Origin of the sequence: Paraburkholderia sp. BL21I4N1 (assembly GCF_002973525.1) — a bacterium.
GTDB lineage: Bacteria > Pseudomonadota > Gammaproteobacteria > Burkholderiales > Burkholderiaceae > Paraburkholderia.
Genome location: NZ_PVEN01000001.1, coordinates 525,055 through 550,237, shown reverse-complemented (window position 1 = coordinate 550,237; position 25,183 = coordinate 525,055). Strand labels below are relative to the sequence as shown.

General features: G+C 64.5%; 23 protein-coding genes. 5 read left to right on the top strand and 18 right to left on the bottom strand.

All coding sequences use genetic code 11. From position 1 onward, the window contains the following. Nucleotides 1–2: 2 nt before the first annotated feature. Nucleotides 3–1,418 carry a PLP-dependent aminotransferase family protein gene (locus tag B0G83_RS02310; RefSeq protein WP_105505801.1) on the bottom strand — a complete coding sequence of 472 codons (1,416 nt, stop codon included), beginning with the start codon at nt 1,416–1,418 and terminating at the stop codon, nt 3–5. 229 nt (nt 1,419–1,647) lie between these two features. On the opposite strand from B0G83_RS02310, the gene B0G83_RS02305 reads away from it, so the two are divergent. After that, complete coding sequence (locus B0G83_RS02305; RefSeq protein ID WP_105505800.1) at nt 1,648–2,976, top strand: aspartate aminotransferase family protein; 1,329 nt, start codon at nt 1,648–1,650, stop codon at nt 2,974–2,976. Nucleotides 2,977–3,071: 95 nt separating this feature from the next. On the opposite strand, the gene B0G83_RS02300 is transcribed toward B0G83_RS02305, so the two are convergent. Then, complete coding sequence (locus tag B0G83_RS02300) at nt 3,072–3,590, bottom strand: DUF6496 domain-containing protein (RefSeq protein ID WP_105505799.1); 519 nt, start codon at nt 3,588–3,590, stop codon at nt 3,072–3,074. A gap of 196 nt (nt 3,591–3,786) precedes the next feature. Between B0G83_RS02300 and B0G83_RS02295 the strand changes: the two genes are divergently transcribed. After that, nucleotides 3,787–4,038, top strand: coding sequence for a hypothetical protein (locus tag B0G83_RS02295; RefSeq protein ID WP_105506546.1), 252 nt, complete (start codon nt 3,787–3,789; stop codon nt 4,036–4,038). A 28-nt stretch (nt 4,039–4,066) separates the two neighbouring features. Here B0G83_RS02295 and B0G83_RS02290 read toward each other — a convergent pair whose 3' ends face one another. The 11 genes from B0G83_RS02290 to B0G83_RS02240 form a co-directional block, all read right to left on the bottom strand. Continuing rightward, complete coding sequence (locus B0G83_RS02290) at nt 4,067–5,275, bottom strand: ABC transporter substrate-binding protein (RefSeq protein WP_105505798.1); 1,209 nt, start codon at nt 5,273–5,275, stop codon at nt 4,067–4,069. Between the two features lie 78 nt (nt 5,276–5,353). After that, entirely contained in the window at nt 5,354–8,986 is a 3,633-nt protein-coding gene (locus tag B0G83_RS02285) for a molybdopterin cofactor-binding domain-containing protein (protein ID WP_105505797.1), read from the bottom strand. Continuing rightward, on the bottom strand, nt 8,983–9,501 hold the full coding sequence (locus B0G83_RS02280) for a (2Fe-2S)-binding protein (protein WP_105505796.1): 519 nt from the start codon (nt 9,499–9,501) through the stop codon (nt 8,983–8,985). Before B0G83_RS02280 ends, B0G83_RS02285 begins: the two co-directional genes overlap by 4 nt. A 31-nt stretch (nt 9,502–9,532) precedes the next feature. Then, entirely contained in the window at nt 9,533–10,732 is a 1,200-nt protein-coding gene (locus tag B0G83_RS02275) for an amidohydrolase family protein (RefSeq protein ID WP_105505795.1), read from the bottom strand. Nucleotides 10,733–10,831: 99 nt separating this feature from the next. Beyond that, a complete protein-coding gene (locus B0G83_RS02270) occupies nt 10,832–11,545 on the bottom strand; it encodes an ABC transporter ATP-binding protein (RefSeq protein WP_105505794.1) in 714 nt (237 codons plus the stop codon). Further along, complete coding sequence (locus tag B0G83_RS02265) at nt 11,542–12,351, bottom strand: ABC transporter ATP-binding protein (RefSeq protein WP_105505793.1); 810 nt, start codon at nt 12,349–12,351, stop codon at nt 11,542–11,544. Before B0G83_RS02265 ends, B0G83_RS02270 begins: the two co-directional genes overlap by 4 nt. Beyond that, complete coding sequence (locus B0G83_RS02260) at nt 12,348–14,291, bottom strand: ABC transporter permease (protein ID WP_105505792.1); 1,944 nt, start codon at nt 14,289–14,291, stop codon at nt 12,348–12,350. The genes B0G83_RS02265 and B0G83_RS02260 overlap by 4 nt, the downstream gene beginning before the upstream one ends. Nucleotides 14,292–14,322: 31 nt before the next feature. Further along, the gene (locus tag B0G83_RS02255; protein WP_035559452.1) at nt 14,323–14,907 is read right to left on the bottom strand and encodes an amino acid synthesis family protein; all 585 of its coding nucleotides are present in this window, start codon (nt 14,905–14,907) and stop codon (nt 14,323–14,325) included. Between the two features lie 98 nt (nt 14,908–15,005). After that, nucleotides 15,006–15,596, bottom strand: coding sequence for an amino acid synthesis family protein (locus tag B0G83_RS02250; protein WP_105505791.1), 591 nt, complete (start codon nt 15,594–15,596; stop codon nt 15,006–15,008). After that, complete coding sequence (locus tag B0G83_RS02245; RefSeq protein ID WP_105505790.1) at nt 15,572–16,519, bottom strand: UPF0280 family protein; 948 nt, start codon at nt 16,517–16,519, stop codon at nt 15,572–15,574. The genes B0G83_RS02250 and B0G83_RS02245 overlap by 25 nt, the downstream gene beginning before the upstream one ends. A 29-nt stretch (nt 16,520–16,548) precedes the next feature. After that, nucleotides 16,549–18,132 (bottom strand): 6-hydroxynicotinate reductase, encoded by a 1,584-nt coding sequence (locus B0G83_RS02240; protein WP_105505789.1) that lies wholly within the window; start codon nt 18,130–18,132, stop codon nt 16,549–16,551. Nucleotides 18,133–18,401: 269 nt separating this feature from the next. Here B0G83_RS02240 and B0G83_RS02235 point away from each other — a divergent pair, with 269 nt between their 5' ends. Beyond that, on the top strand, nt 18,402–19,139 hold the full coding sequence (locus B0G83_RS02235) for a TetR/AcrR family transcriptional regulator (RefSeq protein WP_105506545.1): 738 nt from the start codon (nt 18,402–18,404) through the stop codon (nt 19,137–19,139). Nucleotides 19,140–19,211: 72 nt separating this feature from the next. On the opposite strand, the gene pcaC is transcribed toward B0G83_RS02235, so the two are convergent. From pcaC to B0G83_RS02210, 5 genes are read right to left on the bottom strand one after another with little or no spacing between them, the layout of a single operon-like run. Further along, nucleotides 19,212–19,604, bottom strand: coding sequence for a 4-carboxymuconolactone decarboxylase (gene pcaC, locus B0G83_RS02230; protein WP_105505788.1), 393 nt, complete (start codon nt 19,602–19,604; stop codon nt 19,212–19,214). Next, a complete protein-coding gene (pcaD, locus tag B0G83_RS02225) occupies nt 19,601–20,392 on the bottom strand; it encodes a 3-oxoadipate enol-lactonase (protein WP_105505787.1) in 792 nt (263 codons plus the stop codon). Before pcaD ends, pcaC begins: the two co-directional genes overlap by 4 nt. Before the next feature lie 5 nt (nt 20,393–20,397). After that, nucleotides 20,398–21,777, bottom strand: coding sequence for a 3-carboxy-cis,cis-muconate cycloisomerase (locus B0G83_RS02220; protein ID WP_105505786.1), 1,380 nt, complete (start codon nt 21,775–21,777; stop codon nt 20,398–20,400). A 33-nt stretch (nt 21,778–21,810) separates the two neighbouring features. Further along, nucleotides 21,811–22,488: a 3-oxoacid CoA-transferase subunit B gene (locus B0G83_RS02215; RefSeq protein WP_105505785.1), complete on the bottom strand. Its 678-nt coding sequence runs from the start codon at nt 22,486–22,488 to the stop codon at nt 21,811–21,813. 13 nt (nt 22,489–22,501) lie between these two features. Continuing rightward, entirely contained in the window at nt 22,502–23,200 is a 699-nt protein-coding gene (locus tag B0G83_RS02210) for a 3-oxoacid CoA-transferase subunit A (RefSeq protein ID WP_105505784.1), read from the bottom strand. Nucleotides 23,201–23,484: 284 nt separating this feature from the next. Here B0G83_RS02210 and B0G83_RS02205 point away from each other — a divergent pair, with 284 nt between their 5' ends. Next, a complete protein-coding gene (locus tag B0G83_RS02205) occupies nt 23,485–24,414 on the top strand; it encodes a LysR family transcriptional regulator (protein WP_105505783.1) in 930 nt (309 codons plus the stop codon). Nucleotides 24,415–24,539: 125 nt separating this feature from the next. Beyond that, nucleotides 24,540–25,178: a GTP cyclohydrolase I FolE gene (gene folE, locus B0G83_RS02200; protein ID WP_105506544.1), complete on the top strand. Its 639-nt coding sequence runs from the start codon at nt 24,540–24,542 to the stop codon at nt 25,176–25,178. Nucleotides 25,179–25,183 lie beyond the last annotated feature (5 nt).

The window sequence follows — 25,183 nt, the reverse complement described above, 5'->3', positions numbered from 1 at the left end:
CACTACAACGCGCCGCGCCCGACCCGTTCGATAAATCGCCACAACGCGTCGTCGGTCGAGTAAGGCGCGTTGAAGCGGAACCATGCGCTCGGCGCATCGTCGGGCCTGAAGTACGACCCCGGCGCAAGCCAGATTCCATGCGCTAACGCCGCTGTTGCGACCTCGCCGGCGCGCTCGGCTTCGATCGGCAGACGCGCCCACAGAAACAGGCCGGCACGCGGCCGGTGGAACAGCTCCAGACCCAGCGAATCGAGCCGCTCTTCGACCGTGGCATGCGCGAGCTTAAGACGCTCGTTCACGGCCTCCACGTGACGCGCATAGCGCCCTTCCAGCAGCACCTTGTCGACGATCCGTTCGATCGCTTCCGACGACGTCAAGCCCACCGCCATCTTCGTGCGCGCCAGTTCGCGCAACACCGCGCGCTCGGCGACCACGTAGCCGCAGCGCAGCCCCGGCGTCACCGTCTTCGAAAAACCGCTCACGTACAGCACGCGCTGCAAACCTTCCATCGCCGCGAAGAGCGGCGCGCCGGACGGCGCCAGTTCGCGGCTCACATCGTCTTCGATCACCCACATACGCTGACGCTCGGCGATCTGCAGCAGACGGAACGCCGCCGACATGCCGAAGGTCGCGCCGGTCGGATTCTGCAGCGTGGTGTTGACGAAGATCGCCTTCGGCTTGTGCTGCGCGACCAGCGCTTCGAGCACGTCGGTATCGACGCCCGCCGGCGTGCGCGGCACCCCATGCACCACCAGCCCCGCGAGCTTGAGAATCTGCAGCAGGTTGCAATAGCCCGGATCCTCGACGATCACCGCATCGCCCGCGCGCAGCAACGTCCGCACGATCAGATCCAGCCCTTGGGTCGCGCCCTGCGTGAGCAGCACGTTGGACACATCCACCGGCAAACCGCGCCGGTCGAGCTGCTCGGCGATCCGCTCGCGCAGCGGCGCGAATCCGTACGGATGCCCGTAATCGCCGAGCCGCGCCGCCGGCACCCGGCTCATCGCGCGTAACGAATGCTGTAGACCGGTTTCGTTGATCCACTCGTTCGGTAGCCAGCCGCCGCCCGCCTTGATCGGCACCGAATGATCGGCGAATACGTCGGACAACAGCCAGGTCGCGGTGAGGCTCGGCGGCTGCCAGTCGGTCGCGGCGACCCGCGCGGACTGCGCGCGCGCCGCCACCCGGTAGCCGGAACCGCGCCTTGCGACCACCAGCCCCATCGACACCAGACGGTTGTATGCTTCAGTGACTGTGAAGGTGCTCAGCTCATGGCTCTGCGCCAGTTGCCGCACCGACGGCAGCAGCGCGCCCGCGCGCAGCGATTGCGCCTCGATGGCGCGCGTGAAGCCCTGCACCACCTGCTCGACGAGCGTGGGCGCGGCGCGCCGGTCGCGCTCGAGTTGAAGTTCGATCATGGTCAGAACGCAAAAGCACGCCGCACACAGCGGCGAAACGTGGATGAAATGCGTTGGACGAAAGGCTCCCATCCAGCCACACAGTTAGCACAGTTAGCGCGAACCTACCAATACAGTTAGCGCCACACTGCGTCAACTGTTTATGCCGCCATTAAACCGCGGACGCTACAGTTTCACCATGCCCCAATGGATGCCCTTGGGGACCCACTTCGACTTCGAGGAGATACCCATGACTTCGCGCCCCGTCATCGACGACCTGTCGTCCTTCTGGATGCCCTTCACCGCCAACCGCCAGTTCAAGGCCGCGCCGCGCCTGCTGGAATCGGCCAAGGGCATGTACTACCGCACCACAGACGGCCGTGAAGTGCTCGACGGTTGCGCGGGCCTCTGGTGTGTGAACGCCGGCCACGGCCGCGACGAGATCGTGGCTGCGATTACCCAGCAGCTCTCCACGCTGGATTTCGCGCCGACCTTCCAGATGGGTCACCCGCTCGCCTTCGAAGCAGCCACCAAGGTCGCCGAACTGATGCCGGAAGGCCTCGACCGTATTTTCTTCACGAACTCGGGTTCCGAATCGGTCGACACCGCGCTGAAGATCGCCCTCGCCTATCACCGTTCGCGCGGCGAAGGCCAGCGCACACGCTTGATCGGCCGCGAGCGCGGCTATCATGGCGTGGGCTTCGGCGGCATTTCGGTCGGCGGTATCGCGCCGAATCGCAAGACCTTCTCCGGCGCGCTGCTGCCGGCGGTCGACCATCTGCCGCACACGCATAACCTCGAACACAATGCGTACACGAAGGGCCAGCCGGCATGGGGCGCGCATCTCGCCGAGGAACTCGAACGGATCGTCGCGCTGCATGACGCGTCGACCATTGCGGCTGTGATCGTCGAGCCGGTAGCCGGTTCCACGGGCGTGCTGATTCCGCCGCAAGGCTATCTGCAGAAGCTGCGCGAGATCTGCACGAAGCACGGCATCCTGCTGATTTTCGACGAAGTGATTACCGGCTTCGGCCGCATCGGCAAGGCAACGGCCAGCGAGTATTTCGGTGTGACGCCGGACCTGATCACCATGGCGAAGGCCATTAACAACGCCGCGATTCCCATGGGCGCGGTGGCGGCGAGCCGCACGATCCACGACACGATCGTCAACGGCGGCGCGCAGGGCGCGATCGAACTGTTCCACGGCTATACCTATTCGGCTCACCCGGTTGCCGCCGCAGCCGCTGTCGCCACGCTCGACCTGTATCGCCGCGAAGGCCTGTTCGAACGCGCCGGCAAGCTGGCGCCGACGTTCGAAGCCGCCGCTCACTCGCTGCGCGGCGCAAAGCATGTTAAGGACGTGCGCAACCTCGGCATGATCGCGGGCGTGGAACTGGAATCGCGCGACGGCGCGCCGGGCGCGCGGGCTTACGAGGCATTCGTCAAATGCTTCGAAGCAGGCGTGCTGGTGCGCTTTACCGGCGACATCCTGGCGTTCTCGCCGCCGCTCATCATCGACGAAGAGCAGATCGCGCACATCTTCAAGACGGTGGGCGACGTGCTGGCGACGGTGCAGTAAAACGGGGCAGTAAAGCAAGAAAGGCGGCGCTTGAAAAAGCGCCGCCTTTTTTTTGTCGCCCGTCTTGCAACCACGGGGCAGGCATCCAAGCCCACTCAGTGATGGGCGCGTGAAGCCCTCGTGTGCGCCGCCTTTTTCGCGGCGGCCGAGCGTCCCGCCGCGCCTTTCGTCGCCGCTGCCTTTTTTGCCGCGGCGGAGCGGCTGGCCGCCGGACGTCGGGCCGCCGCCGACTTCGTCTGCTTCGACAGTGCCGCACGCGACGCGCCCGCGCTGCCTTCCCGCTTCAACGCGTTGGTGGAGGCGCGCGAGCGTTTCGCCGTCGACTCCGCGCTCTTCTTCGCAACGCGCTTGTGCTGGCCGGCGGCGTTATCCGTCGCGGCTTTCTTGCGCGTCGCCTCGCTCGCGCTTCCCTTCTTCGGCGATTTCACGGCGACGCCGGCGCGACGGGCTTCGGACAGGCCGATCGCAATCGCCTGTTTGGCCGACCTGACGCCGTGCTTGCCGGCGCGCACCTTGTCGATCTGTTCCTTGACGAATTCCCCGGCCTGAGTGCTCGACGCCCTGCCGGCGCGTTTGTCGGCCTCGGCGCGTTTGAGGGTTTTCTGTTCAGGCATGACGATCCTCCGGTTGATGGTGACTTTCATCACGCAGCAACGGCCGTGCCGCAGCCGCGGCAGCCGCTGCGACCGCCGCGGCCCCGAAACGTCGTGAATCCGGGTGAAAGTTGCCCGCCGGGGCTCGCGCCGGCCAGACGGACGGCGTATGGTGTCAGCACGGGTCGGCGCCGTGGTCCGACCCGCGGAGACGCTCATGAAAATACCGACCGTTCGTGCAGGCGCGCATATCGAAGGCGTGCATTGGATCGCCCAATACGCGGAAGACGTTCACGAGATCCGCGTGTTTCGCGAGGGACAGGAGGTGGATGTGCATAACGCACCGTCCACCCTGTTCGGCGACGAAGAGAACGCGGGCTCAAAAAGCACCGCGGATCACCGCGCGGTCGAAGCCGCCGTGCTCGCTTATCTGAAACGTTTTGTGATCGAGCACGACGCCGAAGAGTAGCGGCGCATGACTGCGGCCGCCAGAGAGTTTAGTCGGCCGGCCGCAGCTTCTTGACCTCCGCATCCGACGGCTGAACGCTCGCGCCGTCGATATAGCGATACGACGTCATCACGCCCTTGCCGTCCTTCAGGCCCGTCACGCCGACGTACGCGCCCATGGTCGACTGATTGTCCTGCGCGCGGTAGGTGATCGGCCCGAACGGCGTGTCCACGCCGAGTCCCTTGAATGCGGCGGCGAGCTTATCCGGATCGACCGAACCGGCCTTCTTGATACCGTCCGCAATCGACATCAACGCCGAATACCCGACCACCGAACCCAACCTCGGATAGTCGTGATACTTGGCCTGATACGCGTCGACGAACTTCTTGTTGGCCGCCGTATCGATCGAATACCACGGGTAGCCGGTCACGATCCAGCCGGTCGGCGCTTCGGCGCCCAGCGGGTCCAGATAATCCGGTTCGCCCGTCAGCAACGACACCACGCTGCGATCCTTGAAAAGTCCACGCGTATTGCCCTCGCGCACGAACTTGCCGAGGTCGGCGCCGAACAGCACGTTGAAGATCGCGTCCGGTTTCGCATCGGCAATCGCCTGGGTGACCGCGCCCGCGTCGACGTTGCCGAGCGGCGTGGCCTGTTCGACGACGAACTGCACGTCAGGCTGCGCGGCCGTCAGCAGTTTCTTGAACGTCGCCACCGCCGACTGACCGTACTCGTAGTTCGGATACACCAGCGCCCAGCGCTTTTTCTTCAGCTTGGCCGCTTCCGGTACCAGCATCGCCACCTGCATATACGTGGAAGGACGCAGACGGTACGTGTATTTGTTGCCGTCGGCCCAGACGATCTTGTCGGTCAGCGGCTCGGCGGCGAGGAAGAAAATCTTCTTCTGCTTCGCGAAGTCGGTCAACGCGAGACCCGTGTTCGACAGGAAGCCGCCGAACAGCAACTGCACCTGCTCGCGCGCGATCAATTCCTGCGCCACGCGAATCGTGTCGCCGGGGTTGCCGTTGTCGTCGCGCGACACGACTTCGAGTTGTTTGCCGAGCACGCCGCCCGCCGCATTCACCTGGTCGAGCGCGAGATTCCAGCCGTTTTTGTAAGGCCCGAGAAAGGCGGGCTGCGCCTTGTAGCTGTTGATTTCACCGATCTTGATCGTCTGCTGGGCGCTCGCGCTCAGCGCGGCGAGCGACAGTAGCGTCGGCACCATGAGGCGAGAGAGGAATCCTGCGCGCGTGGTCATGCGTTTCTCCGTTATCAAAAGGATTGCGGGAATACGGGTCGTTGTTATCAATCGCTCAAGCAAGCATCAGGCAAGCATTCACTCGGCCGGCGGCGTGGCGCGAATGCGTGCCACGCTCGTCGCCACGTCCTGCCAGGCCGGCTTGCCACCGGCGAATTGCTGCCGCAGAAAAGACACGAGCTCGGCCACCTGGGCGTCGTTGAAACTGTCGCGGTAAGCCGGCATCGTACCGAGTTCGGGCCGCGCAGGCGAGCCGATGCCGTCGAGAATCACGCGAATCAGGTTATCAGGCGTTGCGCTGTGCAGATTCGTGTTAAGCGCGAGCGAGGGATGCGCGCCGAACAGTTGCGGCCCGCTGCCGGTGTGATGGCATGCGGCGCACGCGCCGTCGAAGAGCCGCGCGCCGAGACCCACGGGCGCGCCGCTGATCGCACTGGCCTGTTCGTATTGACGCGCCACCGCGAGCGGATCGGCGTTCGGCTCCAACGGGCTGAGCGACGCGAGATAGGTGGCCATCGCGCGAATATCGCTGTCCGGCAGCGCCGCCAGATCGCCGACGACCGGCGCCATCGGCCCAGCCGCGACGCCGTGCAGCGGCGCGTGACCGTAGCGCAGATAGCTGAACAGTTCGTCTTCGCTCCACGGCACTGGCGCAGTGGAGAGTGTGGATAGCGCGGGCGCCTCCCAACCTTCGGCGATGCCGCCGCCCATGAACGCCGCACTGCTTTTCTCGGCGCCGAATGCATTGCGCGGCGTATGACACGCGCTGCAATGGCCGAGCCCGTTCACCAGATACGCGCCGCGATTCCATTGCGCGCTTTGCGTCGCGCTCGCGGTGAAAGTGGTGCGGCCGAGAAACAGCGCGTTCCATGCCGTCATCAACGGCCGTACGCTAAATGGATACGGCAGTTTCGTTTCCGGTGGACGCGAGCGAACCGGCGTTTGCGCCATCAGGTAAGCGTAAAGCGCTTTGAGATCGTCGTCGGAGGTGTTCTGGAACGACGTGTACGGAAACACCGGGTAAAGCCGGTGACCGTCGCGGCTAATGCCTTGCCGCATCGCGCGGACAAAAGCTTCCAGCGACCAGTTACCGATGCCCGTCTGACCGTCGGGCGTGAGGTTGGTGCTGTAGACCGTGCCGAACGGCGTATCGAGCGGTTTGCCGCCCGCATTCGGCACACTGTTGTGCGCTGTGTGGCACACCGCGCAATTGCCGAGCGCGGCGAGCAGTTTGCCGCGCGCCACGAGCTCGGGCGCGAACGCGCTCGCGAGCGGCGGCGTGATCGGTGCGATGGCATGCGGCGCAAGCGACAACGCGCCGAGCCAGCCGGCCGCGCCCGCGGCGAAGGCGCCGAGAAAGCCCAGGCGCCAGCGTTTTTTCTTGCGCGCCCTCGCTTCCTCGGCTTGCGCATCGGCGAGCGCCGCACGGATCGTCTCGGGCGTGAACGGCGGCCGGCGAAAGCGCACGCCCGTCGCATCGTACAGCGCGTTGGCAATCGCGGCCGCGCCGGGCAGCGACGCGGATTCGCCCGCGCCCATCGGCGGCTCGCCGTGACGCGGCATCATCACCACGTCGATCACCGGCACTTCACGGAACGTCAGGATCGGATACGCCCCCCACTCCTGACTCGTTACCGCGTTCTCGCCGAACGTCACGCGTTCTTTCAACGCACGGCTGGTCGCCTGAATCACGTTGCCGTGAATCTGATGGCGCACGCCGTCGGGATTGACCATCGTGCCGGTGTCCTGGCCGACCACCACGCGCGTCACCGCAAGTTCGCCGCTCTTGCGATTCACTTCGATGTCGGCGACCCACGCGGACCACGCCGCGCCGAAGCCAGGAAATTTGCTGTGCACGTAGCGGGCATAAGCGAAACCGCGGCCTCGGACGATGTCGCCTTGTTCTTTCGCTTCCAGGTTTGCAGCGGGGTTATCAGACGTGTTGCGCGGCTCCCAACCCGCTTTCCCAGCCACCGCATTGACCAGATCGATAGCGCGCGGATCGGTGAGATGCTGCAAACGAAACGCCACCGGATCAACGCCCGCCTGCTCCGCGAGTTCGTCGATAAAGGACTCGTGCGCGAACGTGTTCGGCAACGCGGACACGCCCCGCAGCCATGACGCTCGCACGATCGGTGGCATGTCGTCACAGACGATCCGCATGGCGCGGTAATCGTACGGCGGCACGGCCGTGCGGTCGCCCATTTCGAACACCTGCGGCTGCGCGGAAATCGTGCCGGTGAGTAACAGCGCCAAAGTCGGCGCGTCGTTCGAGGGATAACGCGTCGCGAAATCGTACGCCGCCAACTCACCCTGGGCGTTCAACGCGCCGCGCACGTCCATCAATTGCGCGGCGCCCTTCGGTTCCCACGCATGCTCGTCTTCGCGCGATAGTTGCACGCGCACCGGACTGCCGGTGGCACGCGAGAGTAACGCGGCGTCGGCGGCGACGTCGTCCGCGCAATTGCGGCCGTAGCAACCGGCCGCCTCCATGCGCACGATCTCGATGTGCGCTTCGTCCATGGCCATCAGCAGCGCGAGATCGGCGCGCAGCGAATGCGGATTCTGCGTGCCCGACCAAACCTTTAATGCGCCCTCGCGATAGTCGGCCACCGCGCACGACGGACCAATCGACGCATGCATCTGAAACGGCCATACGTACGTTCTTTCCAGCGTGCGAGCCGGATCTTGCGCGAGCGCGGCATCCACGTCGCCCTCGATCAGTAGATCGCGCCGTTTGGCGGGATTCGCGCGCAGCGCGGCTTCCACCTGCTCGCTGGTGTCGAGCGGCGGCAAACCCTCCACCGTTTTCCAGCGCACGTCGAGCCGCTTAACCGCCTGTTGCGCGACTTCCTCGCGCTCCGCCACGATGCCGACGAAATCGCGAATCACCACCACCTTGACGATGCCGGGCAAATCGCTGAGCGGGCGCTCGTCGACCTGCAACAGGCTATGACCCATGAAGTCGCCCTGCGCAATGCCCGCATAGGGCGGCCGCACCATACGACCGTGCAGCATGCCGGGTAGGCGCACGTCATGCACGAAACTCAATTCGCCGGTTGCCTTCGCGGGAATATCGACACGCGGCATGCTCTTGCCGACGATCTTGTAGTCGTCGGGGGACTTCAACGGCGCGTCGGTGGCGAGTTGCAGTTCGACGCGTTTGCCGCCAACCAGATCGGCATAGCTCACGAAGCCTTGCGCTCTTGCGTCATCGCCGCGCTGAAACACCACGCCGTCGCGCACATCGAGTCGCGCCACGTCGACCTTCAGGCGTTCGGCCGCCTCCTTCAGCAAATAGTGCCGCGCCTGCGCCGCCGCGTGTCGCAACGGTACGGCGGAAATCTGAATCGTGGCGCTGGCAATCGTCGGCCCCTGATTCGGCGCTTCGCCCGTATGTCCGAGCACGATCGACACGCGCGTCAACGGCACATCCAGTTCTTCCGCGACGATCTGCGCGAGCGCCGTGCCGATGCCGGTGCCCAGGTCGACGTGCCCGTTGAACGCGACCACGCTGCCGTCGTCGCGCACCACGAGGAACATGTCCGCCTCGGTCGGCACGAACGACGAACGCGATCCCGGCTGGCCGATGGCCGGCTTCACCGGCGCCAGCGGCGGCCGCGTGACGATCAGCACGCTGCCCGCGTCATATAGCTGCTGACGCGAAGGCGGCGCGGCGCGTCGATCGACGCTGAAATCCGGCCCGGTCATGCGCGCCCACCTTCATGCACCGCCGATTGCGTGGTGGCCTGCGCCGCCAGCAACTCGGCGGCGCGCTGCACCGCACGCACAATCTCGACATGCGTGCCGCAGCGGCACAGATTGCGCGACAGTTCGCGGCAAATCGTGTCGACGCTCGGATGCGGATCGCGGTCGAGCAAAGCCTTGGCGGTCATGATCATGCCGTTGAGGCAATAGCCGCACTGCGCGGCCTGTTCCTCGATAAACGCCTGCTGCACGGGATGCAGCGCCGTCCGAGTGCCGAGTCCTTCGAGCGTGGTGATTTCGCGGCCCAACGCGACCTTCGCGGTGGTCACGCAGGCACGCGTCGGCACGCCGTCGAGCAGCACCGTACAGGCGCCGCATTCGCCGAGACCACAGCCGAATTTCGGCCCGTTCAGCGCGAGGTCGTTGCGCAGCAGGTACAACAACGGCGTGTCCGCCGCTGCGGCGACGCGATGCGTCGCGCCGTTCACGTTCAGCGTCAGCGGCGTCTGGCGGTTCATGATCGTGACGGCCGGACGGAGCGGCGCGCGCTCACAGCACCACCGGCACTTCGGTGGCCGGCGGCGTGTTGCGGCTGCGCCGGCAGCGAATCAGGCCGTCGATCATCACCATGCCGACGCCGGGAATATCGCCGAGTTGCACACTTTCGAGCAGCGTGTCGGCGGCCGTGTGTTGCGCGCGGTCCATGAACACGAGATCGGCCGGGCGGCCCACTTCGATCAAACCCTGGCGCAGATTGCGTTGACGTGCGGTGTTGCCGGTCGCGAAGCAGAAGGCGATTTCCGCGGGTACATCCGCGAGACTCGAAATCAGCGCGATCATCCGCAGAATGCCAAGCGGCTGTACGCCGGAACCGGCCGGACTATCCGTGCCGAGAATAATGCGGTGCGGACACTTCAATTCGATCGCATGACGCGCGGTCAGCAAGGCGATCCGTTCGTTGCCGTTGTGGACGATTTCCAGCGCGCGGCTCGATTGCTCGCACAGATCGCACACGTGCCGGTAAGACAGCGAGGTATGCCCGCCGTTGACGTGGCCGATCACGTCGGCGTCGGCCGCAAGCACCACGTCGCGATCGATCAGCCCCGAACCCGGAATCGACGGACCACCTGTGTGAATCGTGCTTTGAATGCCGTACTTGCGCGCCCACGCCACCATCCGCGCGGCTTCCTCGCCGCCCTTCACACTGCCGAGTCCGACTTCGCCGAGCAGCTTCACGCCCGCTTCCGAGAGTTCCTTGAAGTCTTCCTCGACCATGCCCTTCTCGATCACCGGCGCGCCCGCCATGACCTTCACGCCGCCACCCACCCCCGCGCCGCGCATGCCTTCGAACGAGCGTTGCGCGGTAATGGCCAGCGCTTTCACGCCGACGATGTCTTTCGGGCGACCGGGTAAATGCACTTCGCCGGCCGAGATCATCGTCGTCACGCCGCCGTTCAGATTCGATTCGATCCAGCCCATCTGATTCTGGCGCGGCGTCCAGTCGCCGAAAACCGGATGCACGTGCGAGTCGATCAGGCCGGGCGCGACCGTGGTGCCTTTGCAATCGACCGTGGTCCGCGCGCCTTCGAGGTCGCAGTCTTTCTCCCGGCCAATCGCGACGATCACGCCGTCGTCGATCACCAGCGTGTTCGCGTCGAGAATCGGCTGATCGATGTCGCCGGATAGCAGTAGCCCGATGTTCGTTACCGCGACCTTGCCCGACAAGCCTGTCAACGTTTCTGCTGCCATCTGCCTCTCCTTTCGCAACGACTGCCGGGCGTCGCGAACGTACCTGACGTGCTGTTACCTAGGCCGTTCGCCGCGCCGCTGGAATCACACATTCACGCATCACACACTCAGATACGCGCGCCTCACGGTTTCGTTCCGCGCGAGTTCGCCGATCGTGCCGCTAAACCGGATCTGCCCTTTTTCGAGCACATAAGCGCGGTCGCTCACCAGTTCAGCGAAATGCAGGTTCTGTTCGGACAATAGAATCGACAGGCCTTCGCGCTTGAGTTCGAGAATCATGTTCGCCATCTGTTCGACGATCACCGGCGCGACGCCTTCGGACGGCTCGTCGAGCAAGACCAGATACGGATTGCCCATCAGTGTGCGCGATACGGTCAGCATCTGCTGCTCGCCGCCGCTCATCTGGCCGCCTGGGCGGCGCGGCATTTCACCCAGATTGGGAAACAGGCGAAACAGTTTCTCCGGCGTCCATTGCGGCGCGCCTTCGCGCGGCGGCTGACGGCCGGTGGCCAGGTTCTCCATCACCGTCAGATCGGCGAACACGCGACGGTCTTCGGGAACGAAGCCCATCCCCATGCGAGCAATCTTGTACGACGGCAACGCGCTGATGTTCTGTCCGCGAAACGTGACCTCACCCTGGCGGCGCGGCAGTAGTCCCATGACCGCTTTCATCGTGGTCGATTTGCCGGCGCCGTTGCGGCCCATCAGCGCGACGACTTCACCTCGACCGACTTCGATACCGACGTCGAACAGAATATGCGCGCGGCCATAGAACGCGTTGAGGCCGGAGACTTTCAGCATCGGCTCGCTCATTGCAGCGCTCCTCGTCCTGGCTGACCGCCCGCCGTTTCATGCAAGGGCGCGCGCGGCTGGAACGTTTTGCCGGTGCCGAAATAGACTTCCTGCACGCGCGTGTCGTTGCGGATCGTGTCGGCGTCGCCCTCGGCGATCAGCTTGCCACGCGCCAGCACGATCATGCGGTCGGCGTAGGCGAACACCACGTCCATGCTGTGCTCGGTGAATAGCACGCCGATCTGGTGTTCGGTGACGAGACGCTTGGTCAGTGCCATCAACTCGTTGCGCTCCTTCGGCGCCATGCCGGCGGTGGGTTCGTCCATTAGCAGCAACTTGGGGCGGTTCGCGAGCGCAATGGCGAGTTCGACGCGCTTCACGTCGCCATACGCGAGCACGCCGCAAGCGCGCTGCGCGTCGGCAGCCATGCCGACCTGGTCGAGCAGCGCGAGCGCTTCGTCGGCATAGCGTGCGCTCGCGGGCTTCCACAGGCCGAAGGTCTTGCGCTCGCGCGAGACCAGCGCCATCTGCACGTTTTCCAGCACCGTCATCGAATTGAAGGTCGCCGCGATCTGAAACGTGCGGCCAACGCCCAGACGCCAGATATCGCGCGGACGCATGCCGACGAGTTCCTGACCATTGAGCCGGATCGAGCCGGACGAAGGCGCCAACTGACCGTTGACCATGTTGAAACAGGTGGATTTGCCGGCGCCGTTCGGGCCGAGCAGGGCCAGCAGTTGGCCGGCTTCGAGATCGAAGGAGACGTCGTCCACGGCCTTCAGACCGCCGAACGATTTACAGAGGCCGGCGACGCGCAGCAAGCTCATAGCCCCTCCTTGATCGCTGCCGTGCGTTGCGAAGATTCGACGGCGCGGCTGTCGGCGTGGTCGACGGTGTCGTCGCCGAAACGCTCGCGGATAAAGCCGACGATCCCTTGCGGAAACGCAATCACCAGCAGCAGGATCGCGAGGCCCAGCAGCGCCTGCCAATAATCGGTCTGCCGCGCGACGGTGTCCTGCAGCCACGTGAAGACCGCCGCGCCGACAATCGGGCCGGTCAGCGTCTGCAAGCCGCCGAGCAGCACCATCACGAGGCCATCCACCGAGCGGCTTACACTGATCACTTCCGGCGAGATCGTCCCTTTGGAGAAGGCATAAAGCGAACCGGCCAGCCCGCAGAACAGCGAAGCGATCACGAACGCCGCCCACTGCACGCGCTTGACGTCGATGCCGATTGCCTCGGCGCGCAGCACGGAATCGCGCGACGCGCGCATCGCGTAGCCGAGCGGCGAAAACAGCATCTTGCGCAACAGCCACACGCCGATCACGGCGCACACCAGCGTCAGGTAATAAAACGCCACCGGCGACGACAGCCAGTTCGACGGCCATAAGCCGAGAACGCCGTTGCTGCCGCCGGTTACATCGTCCCATTGGAACACGACCGACCAGACGATCTGCGCGAACGCGAGCGTCAGCATCGCGAGATAGACGCCGGAGAGGCGCACGCAGAACCAGCCGAACACCAATGCGCCGCCCACCGCAAGCAGCGGGCCGAGCAGCAGCGCGGCTTCCATCGGCAGATTCAGCACCTTGAGGAACAGCGCCGCGCCGTATGCGCCGAGTCCGAAGTAAGCGGCATGGCCGAACGAGTGCATACCGCCGGGTCCCATGATGAAATGCAGGCTCGTGGCGAACAGCACGGCGATCAGAATCTCGACCAGCAGCACCGGCATATAGGGGAAAGCGTTCGCCGCGAGCGGCGCCAGCACGAGGACCAGCAACGCAAGCGCGGCCAGCCATTTGAGACGTTTGCCCGCCGGACGCAGCGGCGATTCCGGCGCGGCCATCCCACGCACCGCGGCCGTTGCACGACCCAGCAAGCCCCACGGCCGCACCACCAGCACTACCGCCATCACGACAAACTCGGCGACCAGCGTGAAGCGGCTCAACGACACGCCGACGCCGAAAATCGTCACGTGCCCAATGCCGATACACAGCGCCTTGATCTCCGCGATGATCAACGCGGCGACGAACGCGCCCGGAATCGAGCCCATGCCGCCGACCACCACCACCACGAACGCGTTGCCGATGGTCTCCAGATCCAGCGACAGGTTCGCTGACATGCGCGGCCCTTGCAGCGCGCCGCCCAAACCGGCCAGAAACGCGCCGACGAAAAACACGCCGGTAAACAGCCACGCCTGATTGATGCCGAGCGCGCCGAGCATTTCGCGGTCCTGGGTCGCGGCACGCACCAGCGTGCCCCAACGCGTGCGCGTCAACGCGTACCACAGCAGCAGCAACACCACCGGTCCGATCACGATCAATGCGATGTCGTAGGTCGGCAGCGGGTGGCCGAGGAATTCGACCGCGCCCGCCAGATGCGGCGCACGCGGCCCGAACAGATCTTCCGGGCCCCACAGCCACAACGCGGCGTCGCGAAAGATCAGCACCAGCGCGAACGTGGCCAGCAGATGGAACAGTTCAGGCGCCTGATAGATACGCCGCAACACGATCATTTCGACCAGCGCGCCGAGCACCGCGACCACCAGCGCGGCCGCCAGCACGGACAGCCAGAAGCCTCCGGTGGTATGGCCGAAACGGCTCGCCATGCTATACGCGACATAAATGCCGAACATATAGAACGAGCCGTGCGCAAAGTTGACGATGCGCGTCACGCCGAAGATCAACGACAAACCGGCGGCGACGAGAAACAGCGTCGACGCGTCGGCGAGTCCATTGACCAGCTGTACCAGCAAATTCGAAAGCATCGCGACCCTCGGCAAATAACCGAATGCTAACTCAGCGCAAACCGTCTTCGCCCTTGATCTCGCTCGCCTGCAAGCCGCCGATGCGCGGCAGCGGCCGGCCCGAGGCCGTCACCGCGACTGCCACGACGATCTCGTGCGCGCGCGGCGCGTCCGAGACGCGCGCTTCGATCGCGTCGAAATGGCTGCGCACGAAGGCGGCGTCTTTATGGCCGAGCGGCACGTCGATCGCGGTGCCGAGCGTGCCCATTTTCTTCGCCGACGGCACCAGCGCCGCGCCCTTTTCGACCGCTACCCGTAGCGGCGCGCCAAGCTTGGGGTGCAGGATCGCCGCGGCATGTTCCAGTTCACCCGCCTCGCCGACGATCGCGGCTTTGCCGTAACTCTGCGCATCGCCCGGTGCAATGCCCAGCGCTTCGACGCACTTGTTGCCGAGCAACGCGCCGAGTTCTTCGCCGGCTTCGATCAACGCGTCGAGTTTGGCCTCGTAGCGACCCGCGTACGGATTGTCGATCACCGCGATGGCGACCGCGCGGCGCGTGGGCGGATCGATCGTCTGGCCCATTTCAATGCGTGTTTCGTCCACCTGCACGACCAGCTTGCGAAGCTTGATTGCCATTTCGCTCTCCGAGTTTCGATGCCTGCTTGGCTTTTTCTTGCGGATGCGCCGGGTGCGGTCTTGTCGATTCGGCGCAATTCGCTCGACGCGCGCGTTCGTCAGCGCAAACCGTCCTCGCCCACGATCGCCTCTTTCGCGAGACCGCCAACGCGCGCATGCACGCGCTGCCCGGTACTCATCACGAGGATGTACACCAGTTCGTCGGCGGCAGGCGCACCCGGCACCCGCACTTCGATCGCGTCGAAGTGGCTGCGCACATAGCTCGCGTTGACGTGCGTGAGCGGCACGTCGAGCGCGGTGGACGGTGCGCCGACTTTCTTGGTGGACGGCACGATTGCATGAGTCGGCACGCCGTTTTTCTCCAGCAGCTCGCGCATCGCATAGCCGCCGGGAACATGCCAAAGCGCGCCATGTTCGAGTTCGCCGCGTGCGCCGACAATCGCGCCCTTGCCGTAGCTCTCGATCGACGCATGCGGCACCGCCATCGCCGCGAGCAAGCGTTGCGCCATATCGAAGCCGATCGGCTTGAGCGCTTCCATGGCGTGCTCGATTTTCGCTTCGTAACGGCCGGCAAATGGGTTCGTCATCACCGCGGCAATCGCGCCGCGTCTGAGCGGCTGCGCGGGCGCAGGGCCGAATTCGTGAAAGATGTCTTCGACGTGCGTCAGCACGCGGCGTATTTCGAACACGGAGCCTCCTTGTTCATTGGAGCGCGCTGGGTGAGCAGCGCGCCGGTACGGGTGTCCTCGTGAAGTCCGGCGACGCGCACCCGTCCTTGCAGGAACAGTGCGGCGCCCTCTATCAGGCCTTGTTCGCGCAGACGCCGCGCGGTGTCGACGCCACGTGCCAGCGCGAAATCGATCAACGGTTGCGGTAATGCGGGGACGTCGACGGTGACGAGCAGGTCGCCGAGATCGCTATCGTCTTTCAACGACGATGCCGGACGACGCACGATACCTGCATGGTCGAGATTCACGGCGTTGGCGATGATCGTCGCGGCGGCGTCGGCCGTGGCGGCGTCGCGCGCGAGCACGGTCACGCTGTCGGCAATGCCGAGGCTGAAACTGCGGCCGCGCCAGCCGCTGGTCGCGATGCCGCGAATCGGCTGGGTGGCGTCGAGCGTCAGGCCGGCGTCGAGTGAGTGACCGGTCGAGAGTCTTGCGCCGGAGAACCGCGCGAGGTCCGCGAACACGCCGATGCGGTATTGCTGTCCTTCGGTCAAATACAGCGCGATGTCGCCGCCGTTGTTGATATACGCGCGTGAGATCCCCTTGCGTGCGAAAGCGGCGATCAATTCGTCGGCGACGCTGCCGGCCACGGCCGCCATCGGCGTGATGTAGCGCGCGCGATGCGGATGACACGCGGACCACATGTGGCGAGCAATCGGCCCTTTCAGTCCGCTATCGCCTGGCGACGCTTGATGCCGCACCGGCTGCCGAAGCAGCGGCAACTCGCCCACCAGTTCCGCTAATACATCGACAAAGCGCGCCCAGCAGGCGTCATAAGCGGCTCGCAGCGCCGCGGGTTCGCCATCGGCGTCGAGGATCAGATCGATCGGCCCGTGCTGCCAGTGCCAGCGGGTCGCATCGAGCGGGGTGCGAGTGGGGTTCATTGCGTTCGTCACGTGAGCCGGGTAACCGGTTAACCGAGCATCGGCGGCATGGCCGGCGGCCACGGATTGTCAGGATTGCGCGCCAGCGTACGGCGCGCAAGCGGCGCGCCCTCCGTATGATCCGGCCCATTCGCCAGCACGCTCTCCAGCGAACGCACCGCGTCGAGATGGCCGCCAAGATCACGATAGGCGTCATACGTCATGGTGAACTCGATCGGCGCAACGAGCGCGGGCGTCGGCACCGTACCGAACGAATGGTCCGGCATACGCGCGACATCCACCATGACAGTGATGCCGCCACCCGGCCACACATAAGCCGGCGCGCCGCCGCAGGTCACGTTGACGAGCTTCTGTTTGATCGCGCGCGTGAGCAGCACCGGGTTCTCGGTCGCGCCCGCGCGCAAACTGCCGCCCGCGCCGCCGAGAAACAGCACGCTGGCGAGCGACGGCTCGCAATTCTCGCCAATCCGTTCGACCGTGCGGCGCACGGCGTCCGGCATTGGCGCGATACGCGGCACGAGTTCGTGATCCAGTTCATACCACTGCGCGTGTTCGCCGGTCGTCGACACCATCAGCAGGCGCATGCCCGGCTTCGCGACGGTCGGATCGAAACCTTCGACAATCGCCAGCGGATCGTGAATGTCGGTGCCGCCCCAACCGGTGCCGGGATTCGCCACCTGAAAATAACGGCCCGGCGTCGATTTACGTCCGCGAATCTTCAGACCCGAACGCGCCATGCCGAGACAACGGCCCGCCTGATGTTCCGTCAATACACCGGTAATGTGATCGTCCACCACGACCACTTCATCGACGTGACCGAACCATTGTTTCGCAAAGATGCCGATGGTGGCCGAACCGCACCCCACCCGCATGCGCTGTTCTTCGACACCGTCCACGATCGGCGCGGCACCCGCACGAATCACCAGACTCGCGCCGCCGTCGATCGTGAACTCCACGGCTTGCTTGTTGCCGAGCGCGAGCATCGTATCGCAGGTCACGCGGCCTTCTTTCTTGCTGCCGCCGGTCAGATGATGCACGCCACCGAGGCTCAGCATTTGCGAGCCGTACTCCGCGGTCGTGACGTGGCCGACGATCTCGCCCTGGCAACGCACATTCGATTGTTCAGGGCCGAGAAAGCGGTCGGTGTCGATCTTCACCTTGAAGCTGCAGTAGCTGAAAATCCCTTCCGAGACAACGGTGATCATATCGACGTCGTCGAGTTTCGACGCGACGATAAACGGCGCGGGCTTGTAGTCGGGATACGTGGAGGATGCACCAATACCCGTGACAAACAACGGCTGGTCGGAAACCGGATCTTGCGTGGAAGACGTTGCACCAAATTCGATCGTGGTATCGGCGGCATTCGCACGCGACAGAAACACCACGGGATCGACGCGAATCAACCTTCCCTGCGCATTCGCATAGCGATCGCACGCGCCGGTGCGGCCTTCGGATATCTGGCAAAGCACCGGGCAGGCATTGCACTCGATCTTGTTCGTCGCCATGCGCTCGCTGCGCGGCGCGGCTTTTTCGAGCACGGTGGGACCAGGCGTCGAGGCGATGTCACCGTCGACGCGCTCGGCACCGAAATCGACCTTCGTATGTTCTGTCATGGCGGGGTTTCCATACGACGACATTACAATCGGTCCTGCTCCGGCTGACGAATAGCCCTTGTTTCAAGGCGTTTTCGCGTGCTTCGCCGCTTTCCATGTTGCGGTCACTCACCATTCGTGTAGTATCCGCTACACCAAAGTCGTTAGAAATCTACTCGATCAAATTAGTCTGCGCAACGTGTTTCCCGGCGTTCACTTCAATGGTGCAACGCGACATCGGGTGTAGCATGCCGCTCAACGTGACGCCAACAAAGAGAGCCGAGACCGCCATGAGTTCCACTGCCGCCCGCAAGCCGGGCGCTACCGGCATCCGTGCGAAGCAGGCGCAAGATACGCGCGCCAAGATTCTCAAGGCGGCCATCAAGGTCTTCGCGAAGCAAGGCTATGCGAGTGGCCGGATCGAGAGTATTTCGAAGGCTGCGCGCTCGCACGACCGCATGATCTACTACTACTTCGGCAGCAAGGAACAGTTGTTCGTCGAGGTGCTGGAAACGATCTACACGCAGTTCAACGAGGCGGAAAGCCAACTCCATCTCGATCTGGACGATCCCGCGCACGGTCTCGAACAGATGGTGGAATTCGTCTGGCAGTATTACCTCGATCATCCCGAGTTCGTCACGCTACTGTCGAGCGAGAATCTGCATCAAGGCAAGCATGCGAAGAAGTCGCTCAAGCTGAAAGAGATTTCCGGCTACGCGATTTCTGTCGTGCAGCAGTTACTGGATGCGGGCAAGGCGCAACAGGTGTTTCGCGCCGACGTCGCAGCGCGCGACGTGTATCTGATGATTGCGTCGCTCGGCTATTTTTATAACGCCAACCAGTACACGTTGGGCGCGTTCCTCGGCGAACCGCTAATGGACAAGACGGCGCTCGCGCATTGGCGCAACGTGATCAAAGACACGGTGTTGCGCGCGGTGCGTTTGGAATTGCCGGCGAGCGCGGTGACTCCAGCAGCGGCCACCACGGCCTCTGCCGCGCCGAACGAGCGCGAACGCGGCGCCGCATAAAAAAACGCGCGCCGTTTGACCGGCGCGCGTTTCGTTGCTTCACAGCGTGACAGCTGTGACAGCGTGACAACGTTAAGGCGCAGCCGCCGCATCGTCTTCGCGGAACAGTTTATCGGCGAGATGGAACGCCGAATTCGCCGCCGGCACGCCGCAATAAATCGCGGTTTGCAACAGCACTTCTTTAATCTGCTCGCGTGTCACGCCATTGTTCTTCGCAGCGCGCAAATGCAACGCCAGTTCTTCGCCGCGATTGAGCGCCACCATCATCGCGATGGTCAGCAAGCTGCGCGTATGACGCGGCAAGCCGTCGCGCGTCCAGATTTCGCCCCACGCGTAGCGCGTGATCAGGTTCTGGAATTCTTCCGTCAGCTCCGTGCGGTTCGCCAGCGACCGGTCGACATGCGCGCTGCCCAGCACCGCGCGGCGCACATCGAGTCCCGCTTCGTAGCGATCTTCGTCGTTCATTTCGCCTCCGTCAGAAAGTCGAGCACGGTCTTCGTGAACGTGTCGACCTGCTCGATGTTGGAAATATGCGAGGCGTCCAGTTCGACGTAACGCGCACCCGGAATCGACGCCGCCAACTCGCGGCCTTGCGCCGGCGTGGCGGCAAGATCGTGCGTGCCGCTGATCACCAGCGTCGGCAGTTTGATGCCGGCGGTTTCGGGGCGCAGATCGGTCGCGTCGATCGCATCGCAATTGGAGGCGTAGCCTTCCTTGTCGGTGTGCACGAAGACGTCGCGGATCATGGCAAGCACCACCGGCTCGCGCGCGATGTACTCCGCCGTGAACCAGCGTGGCAAGACCGCGTCGGCGAGCGCGGACATGCCTTCGTTGCGCGCTCTCGCGGCACGCGGCACCCACACTTCCGGCGAGCCGATGCGCGCCGCCGTATTGCACAGCACGACGCGCTCGAACCGTTCCGCGTGGCGCGCGGCCAATGCGACACCGGTCAGGCCGCCCATCGACAGTCCGCAAAAATGCGCGCGAGCGATCTTCAGCGTGTCCATCAGGCCGAGCACGTCGCCGGTCAATTGGTCGATCGTGTACGGCCCCTTCGGCGCTTCGGAGTGTCCATGGCCGCGCGTGTCGTAGCGCAGCACGCGAAACTGCCGGGACAGCGCCGCGACCTGCGGCGTCCACATGGACAGATCGCTGCCGAGCGAATTCGACAGCACGATCCACGGCGCGCTGCCGTGACGGTCGCCGTCGATTCGATAGTGAAGCTCGGTGCCGTTGACTGCGGCGTAAGGCATGCCGGTTACTCCCTAGATGGGGCGCGCTGCGCGCGCGTGGTGTGAAGCGCCAGCACGGCGTCCACATAAGTGTGGGCCTGGCCGACGTAGTGTGCGGGATCGAGCAACAGCTTCAGCCGCTCGATCGGTAGATGTTCGGTGACAGCCGGATCGGCGGCGAGCACGTCGAAGAGGGTTTGTCCGTCGCGAATCGCGGCTTTCGATGCGCGCTCAACCAGATGATGCGCGTCGAGCCGGCCGATGCTGTCGCCGAGCGCGAGCATCACCGCTTCGCCGAGAATCAGGCCACGCGTGATGTCGAGATTCGCGGCGAGGCGCGGCACGTTCACGTTCAGCCCGGCGGCGATCTGTTCGATATGGGCGAGCGCGCCGCCCGCGAGGCGCGCGAGGTCCGGCAGCGCGTCCCATTCCGCTTGCCAGCCGCCGAGCGCGCGTTCGTGTTCCTGGACCATGCCGGCGAACACGGTGGCGACCAGTCCCGGCGCGCGGGTCGCGGCCGTCAGCACGGCGGCGCAGCCGACCGGGTTGCGCTTGTGCGGCATGGTCGACGACCCGCCCTTGCCCGCCGCGGCCGGTTCGGCCAGTTCGTCGATTTCGGTTTGCATGTGCAGCGAGACGTCGCGCGCGATCTTGCCGAGCGTGCCGATCAGCATGCCGAAGAACGCCGCCGTTTCGGCGATGCGGTCGCGCTGCGTATGCCACGGCAAGGTGGGCACGGCGAGGCCGAGGTCTTGCGCGAGCGCTTGGGTGACGTGAGGCGCGGCGTCGCGCAGACTCGCCAACGTGCCGGCCGCGCCGCCGAATTGCAGCACGAGCACGCGAGCACGCAATGCGTCGAGCCGGTCGCGATGCCGCAGCAACGCGTCGAGCCATTGCGCGAATTTCAGGCCTAGTGTGATGGGCAGCGCCTGCTGCAACCAGGTGCGGCCGATCATCGGCGTTGCGCGATGCGTGGCCGCGAGTGTCGCCACCGCGTTGCACGTGGCCTGCAAACCCTGGTCGAGCAGAGCGAAGGTGTCGCGCAATTGCAGCACCGTCGCCGTGTCGATAATGTCCTGACTCGTTGCGCCCCAATGCACATATTTCGACGCTTCGGCGTCGGCGGCTTTGACGCGCGCGGTGAGTTGCTTGACGAGCGGAATCGCGAGATTGCCGCCGAGCGCGGCGTCACGCGCCAAGGCGTCGGCGTCGAGTTGATCGGCGTGGCAGGCGGCTTCGATCGCGGACACCGCCGCTGCGGGAATCACCTGGTGCGCGGACGACGCACGCGCCAGCGCCGCTTCGACGTCGAGCATGCGTTGCAGCGTGGCGCGCGGCGCCCAGAGGTCGTTCATCGGCTGCGTGCCGCAGAGAAGGCCGGTCAGACGGGCGCTGGAGTCGAACATGATGGCGTCGGGTTCGGGGGATCGGAATGAAGCTTAACCCGCCCGCGCCGCTTGTGCCGTTTGTGCCGCCTGCGTCCCGTCGATCAGCGGCACGCCGGTCAGCTTGTGCAGCGCGTCGAAATCGATGTCCGAGAAAATCTCGCGCACCACGAGGCCTTGATCCGTCACGTCGATCATCGCGAGGTCCGTATAGATACGGTCCACACATGCGATACCCGTGACCGGATACGTACATTCGGCGGCGATCTTGCTCTCGCCCTGCTTCGTGAGGTGTTCCATCATCACGTACACCTGCTTCGCGCCGATCGCCAGATCCATCGCGCCGCCCACGGCCGGGATCGCGTCCGGTGCGCCGGTGTGCCAGTTCGCCAGATCGCCCTTGGCCGACACCTGGAACGCGCCGAGCACGCAGAAGTCCAGATGGCCGCCACGCATCATCGCGAACGAATCGGCGTGGTGAAAGTACGCGCCGCCCGTGAGCAGCGTGACGTGCTGCTTGCCGGCGTTGATCAGTTCGTCGTCTTCGTCGCCTTTGGCGGGCGCCGGGCCCATGCCGAGCAGGCCGTTTTCGCTGTGCAGGAAAATTTCCTTGTCGGCGGCGAGATGGTTGGCCACCAGCGTGGGCACGCCGATCCCGAGGTTCACGTAAGCGCCTTCGGGGATATCCAGCGCAACGCGCTTGGCCATTTCATCGCGAGTCAGTTTTTTCATGTCGGTCTCCGGGTCAGGCGGCGGTGGCGGCGGTGGTTTGACCCACCGCTTGCGGCACTTCAATCACGCGTTGCACGAAGATGCCGGGCGTGACGATCACTTCCGGATCGAGTTCGCCGAGCGGCACCACGTGCGACACCTGCACGATCGCGGTTTTCGCCGCGCTGGCCATGATCGGGCCGAAATTGCGCGCCGTCTTGCGGTAGGTGAGGTTGCCCCAGCGGTCGCCCTTGTACGCCTTGATGAGCGCGAAATCCGCATGCAGCGGCGACTCCAGCACGTAATGCTTGCCGTCGATCAGACGGGTTTCCTTGCCTTCGGCAAGGCGCGTGCCGTAAGCGGTCGGCGTGAAAAAGCCGCCAATGCCCGCACCGGCCGCGCGAATCCGTTCCGCGAGATTACCTTGCGGCACCAGTTCGAGTTCGATCTCGCCAGCGCGATACAGCGCGTCGAACACATATGAATCGGTCTGACGCGGAAACGAGCAGATGATCTTGCGCACGCGTTTGGCTTTGAGCAATGCGGCGAGGCCGATGTCGCCATTGCCCGCGTTGTTGTTGACGATGGTCAGCTCGCGCGCGCCCTGTTCGATCAGTGCGTCGATCAGCTCCGACGGCATGCCGGCCGTGCCGAAGCCGCCGATCATGACGGTCGCGCCGTCGTGGACGTCGGCGACGGCCGATTCAAGTGACTCGAAAATCTTGTTGATCATGTCGAATTTCCTTTGGGAACGCTGCGTGCCGCTGGGCTGCCGCCTTGCCGGTGTGTTCACCGTCGATTTGTTCGTTATATGAACATGGATTCGTTTAGCGAACGTTATGGCAATTATCGTTGCGCTTTGGCCGCATTGTCAAGGCAGGGCAATCCCGCTGATTCACGGTTCTGGTCTGCAACAAAGCCGGTCGCACTATCCTCAGGTGAGATTTTTGGACTACCCTCTATACCGATAGGCAAATAATCCCTCCTCCGCACCGCTCGCAGCGGGCCCGACCAAGCATGTCCGAGACAAACCTGGATCTGAACCTGATCCCCTTTCTAGTCGCGATGGAAGACACGCGCAACGTCAGCCGCGCCGCCGACCAGCTCGGCGTGAGTCAGCCGCGCGTCAGTACCGCGCTAGGAAGGCTGCGCGAATACTTCGACGATCCACTGTTCGTGCGCACGTCCAAAGGCATGGAACCGACGCCGCGCGCGCTCGCCATCCTGCCGGCCGCGCGCGACGCCTTGCTGCGAATCGAGAAAGGCATGCTCGACGTCCAGGATTTCGATCCGGACACCAGCACGCACACTTTTTCGATCGCGCTTTCCGACGTCGGCGAGATCGTCTTTCTGCCGCGCCTGCTGCAACTCTTCGCCGAACGCGCGCCGTTCGCGAATCTGCGCTCGGTGACGCTGTCGCCGTCGAATGTGGAACGCGGGCTCGAATCGGGCGACGTCGACCTGGCGGTCGGCTATTTCCCGGACCTCGCAGGCAACAACTTCTTCCAGCAACGGCTCTTCACGCATCGCTTCATCTGCCTGATGCGCGCCGGCCATCCCTTGGCGAAGGCGCCGCTTACCCTCGCGCAGTTCGTGGCGGCGGGCCACGCCGTGGTCCGCGCCGAAGGACGCAGCCAGGAAGTGCTGGAGCAATTCCTGGAGAAAAAACGCATCAGGCGGCGCGCCGTGCTCGAAACGCCGCATTTCATGAGCCTGCCGTTCATCCTCGCGCGGACCGATCTGCTGGCGACCGTGCCGCATGCGATCGGTTTCGCGTACGTGTCGGAGCATGCGTCGATCACGCTGGTCGAACCGCCGCTGCCGTTGCCGCGTTTCGATCTGCGGCAGCACTGGCATCGCAAGTTTCATAACGATCCGCGCGCGAGCTGGTTGCGCGGTGTGGTCGCCGGACTCTTCAACGATGCCATGGACGAATGGCCAAAGTAGTCGCCCGCGCCCCGACAGCGATAGGGTGATCGGCACGAAATGGCATAAAACATGGAACAATGGCCGCACTCATTGACCCCACGCGCCAGCAGCAGCGGCCACGCGCGCTCCCGGAGGAACACCGCATGACCAGCAGCAAGTCAGAAAAAATCCAACCCGCGGCGAACGCGGACCGCCCGAGCCGCGAAGAAGCCGAAGCGGCCGTTCGCGTGCTGCTGCGTTGGGCCGGCGACGATCCGGCGCGCGAAGGCCTGATCGACACACCGGCGCGCGTGGTGCGCTCGTACGAGGAGTTCTATGCGGGCTATCAGGTCGATCCGCGCGAGATCCTCGCCCGCACCTTCTCCGAAGTGGACGGCTACGACGAAATGATCGTGCTGAAAGACATCCGTTTCGAAAGCTATTGCGAGCACCACATGGTGCCTATCATCGGGCGCGCGCACGTGGCGTATCTGCCTCAGCATCGGGTGGTCGGCATTTCGAAACTGGCGCGTCTCGTCGATGCGTTCGCCAAGCGCCTGCAGATTCAGGAAAAGATGACGGTGCAGATCGCCGACACGTTGAATGAAGTGCTGCAACCGGCGGGCGTCGGCGTGATTCTTGAAGCGGCTCACCAATGCATGTCCACGCGCGGCGTCCACAAGGCCGGCGTGACGATGGTCACTTCGCGCATGCTGGGTACGTTCCGCTCCGATCCGTCGACCCGCCGCGAGTTTCTGTCGATCGTGGGGAATCCGGGCGTGGTGGCCGTGGCGAATACCTGATTCGT

What these genes read in the sequence shown, in the direction of transcription:
- B0G83_RS02310 (WP_105505801.1), bottom strand. Translation starts at nt 1,418, where the DNA reads ATGATCGAACTTCAACTCGAGCGCGACCGGCGCGCCGCGCCCACGCTC.
- B0G83_RS02305 (WP_105505800.1), top strand. Translation starts at nt 1,648, where the DNA reads ATGACTTCGCGCCCCGTCATCGACGACCTGTCGTCCTTCTGGATGCCC.
- B0G83_RS02300 (WP_105505799.1), bottom strand. Translation starts at nt 3,590, where the DNA reads ATGCCTGAACAGAAAACCCTCAAACGCGCCGAGGCCGACAAACGCGCC.
- B0G83_RS02295 (WP_105506546.1), top strand. Translation starts at nt 3,787, where the DNA reads ATGAAAATACCGACCGTTCGTGCAGGCGCGCATATCGAAGGCGTGCAT.
- B0G83_RS02290 (WP_105505798.1), bottom strand. Translation starts at nt 5,275, where the DNA reads ATGACCACGCGCGCAGGATTCCTCTCTCGCCTCATGGTGCCGACGCTA.
- B0G83_RS02285 (WP_105505797.1), bottom strand. Translation starts at nt 8,986, where the DNA reads ATGACCGGGCCGGATTTCAGCGTCGATCGACGCGCCGCGCCGCCTTCG.
- B0G83_RS02280 (WP_105505796.1), bottom strand. Translation starts at nt 9,501, where the DNA reads ATGAACCGCCAGACGCCGCTGACGCTGAACGTGAACGGCGCGACGCAT.
- B0G83_RS02275 (WP_105505795.1), bottom strand. Translation starts at nt 10,732, where the DNA reads ATGGCAGCAGAAACGTTGACAGGCTTGTCGGGCAAGGTCGCGGTAACG.
- B0G83_RS02270 (WP_105505794.1), bottom strand. Translation starts at nt 11,545, where the DNA reads ATGAGCGAGCCGATGCTGAAAGTCTCCGGCCTCAACGCGTTCTATGGC.
- B0G83_RS02265 (WP_105505793.1), bottom strand. Translation starts at nt 12,351, where the DNA reads ATGAGCTTGCTGCGCGTCGCCGGCCTCTGTAAATCGTTCGGCGGTCTG.
- B0G83_RS02260 (WP_105505792.1), bottom strand. Translation starts at nt 14,291, where the DNA reads ATGCTTTCGAATTTGCTGGTACAGCTGGTCAATGGACTCGCCGACGCG.
- B0G83_RS02255 (WP_035559452.1), bottom strand. Translation starts at nt 14,907, where the DNA reads ATGGCAATCAAGCTTCGCAAGCTGGTCGTGCAGGTGGACGAAACACGC.
- B0G83_RS02245 (WP_105505790.1), bottom strand. Translation starts at nt 16,519, where the DNA reads ATGAACCCCACTCGCACCCCGCTCGATGCGACCCGCTGGCACTGGCAG.
- B0G83_RS02240 (WP_105505789.1), bottom strand. Translation starts at nt 18,132, where the DNA reads ATGACAGAACATACGAAGGTCGATTTCGGTGCCGAGCGCGTCGACGGT.
- B0G83_RS02235 (WP_105506545.1), top strand. Translation starts at nt 18,402, where the DNA reads ATGAGTTCCACTGCCGCCCGCAAGCCGGGCGCTACCGGCATCCGTGCG.
- pcaC (WP_105505788.1), bottom strand. Translation starts at nt 19,604, where the DNA reads ATGAACGACGAAGATCGCTACGAAGCGGGACTCGATGTGCGCCGCGCG.
- pcaD (WP_105505787.1), bottom strand. Translation starts at nt 20,392, where the DNA reads ATGCCTTACGCCGCAGTCAACGGCACCGAGCTTCACTATCGAATCGAC.
- B0G83_RS02220 (WP_105505786.1), bottom strand. Translation starts at nt 21,777, where the DNA reads ATGTTCGACTCCAGCGCCCGTCTGACCGGCCTTCTCTGCGGCACGCAG.
- B0G83_RS02215 (WP_105505785.1), bottom strand. Translation starts at nt 22,488, where the DNA reads ATGAAAAAACTGACTCGCGATGAAATGGCCAAGCGCGTTGCGCTGGAT.
- B0G83_RS02210 (WP_105505784.1), bottom strand. Translation starts at nt 23,200, where the DNA reads ATGATCAACAAGATTTTCGAGTCACTTGAATCGGCCGTCGCCGACGTC.
- B0G83_RS02205 (WP_105505783.1), top strand. Translation starts at nt 23,485, where the DNA reads ATGTCCGAGACAAACCTGGATCTGAACCTGATCCCCTTTCTAGTCGCG.
- folE (WP_105506544.1), top strand. Translation starts at nt 24,540, where the DNA reads ATGACCAGCAGCAAGTCAGAAAAAATCCAACCCGCGGCGAACGCGGAC.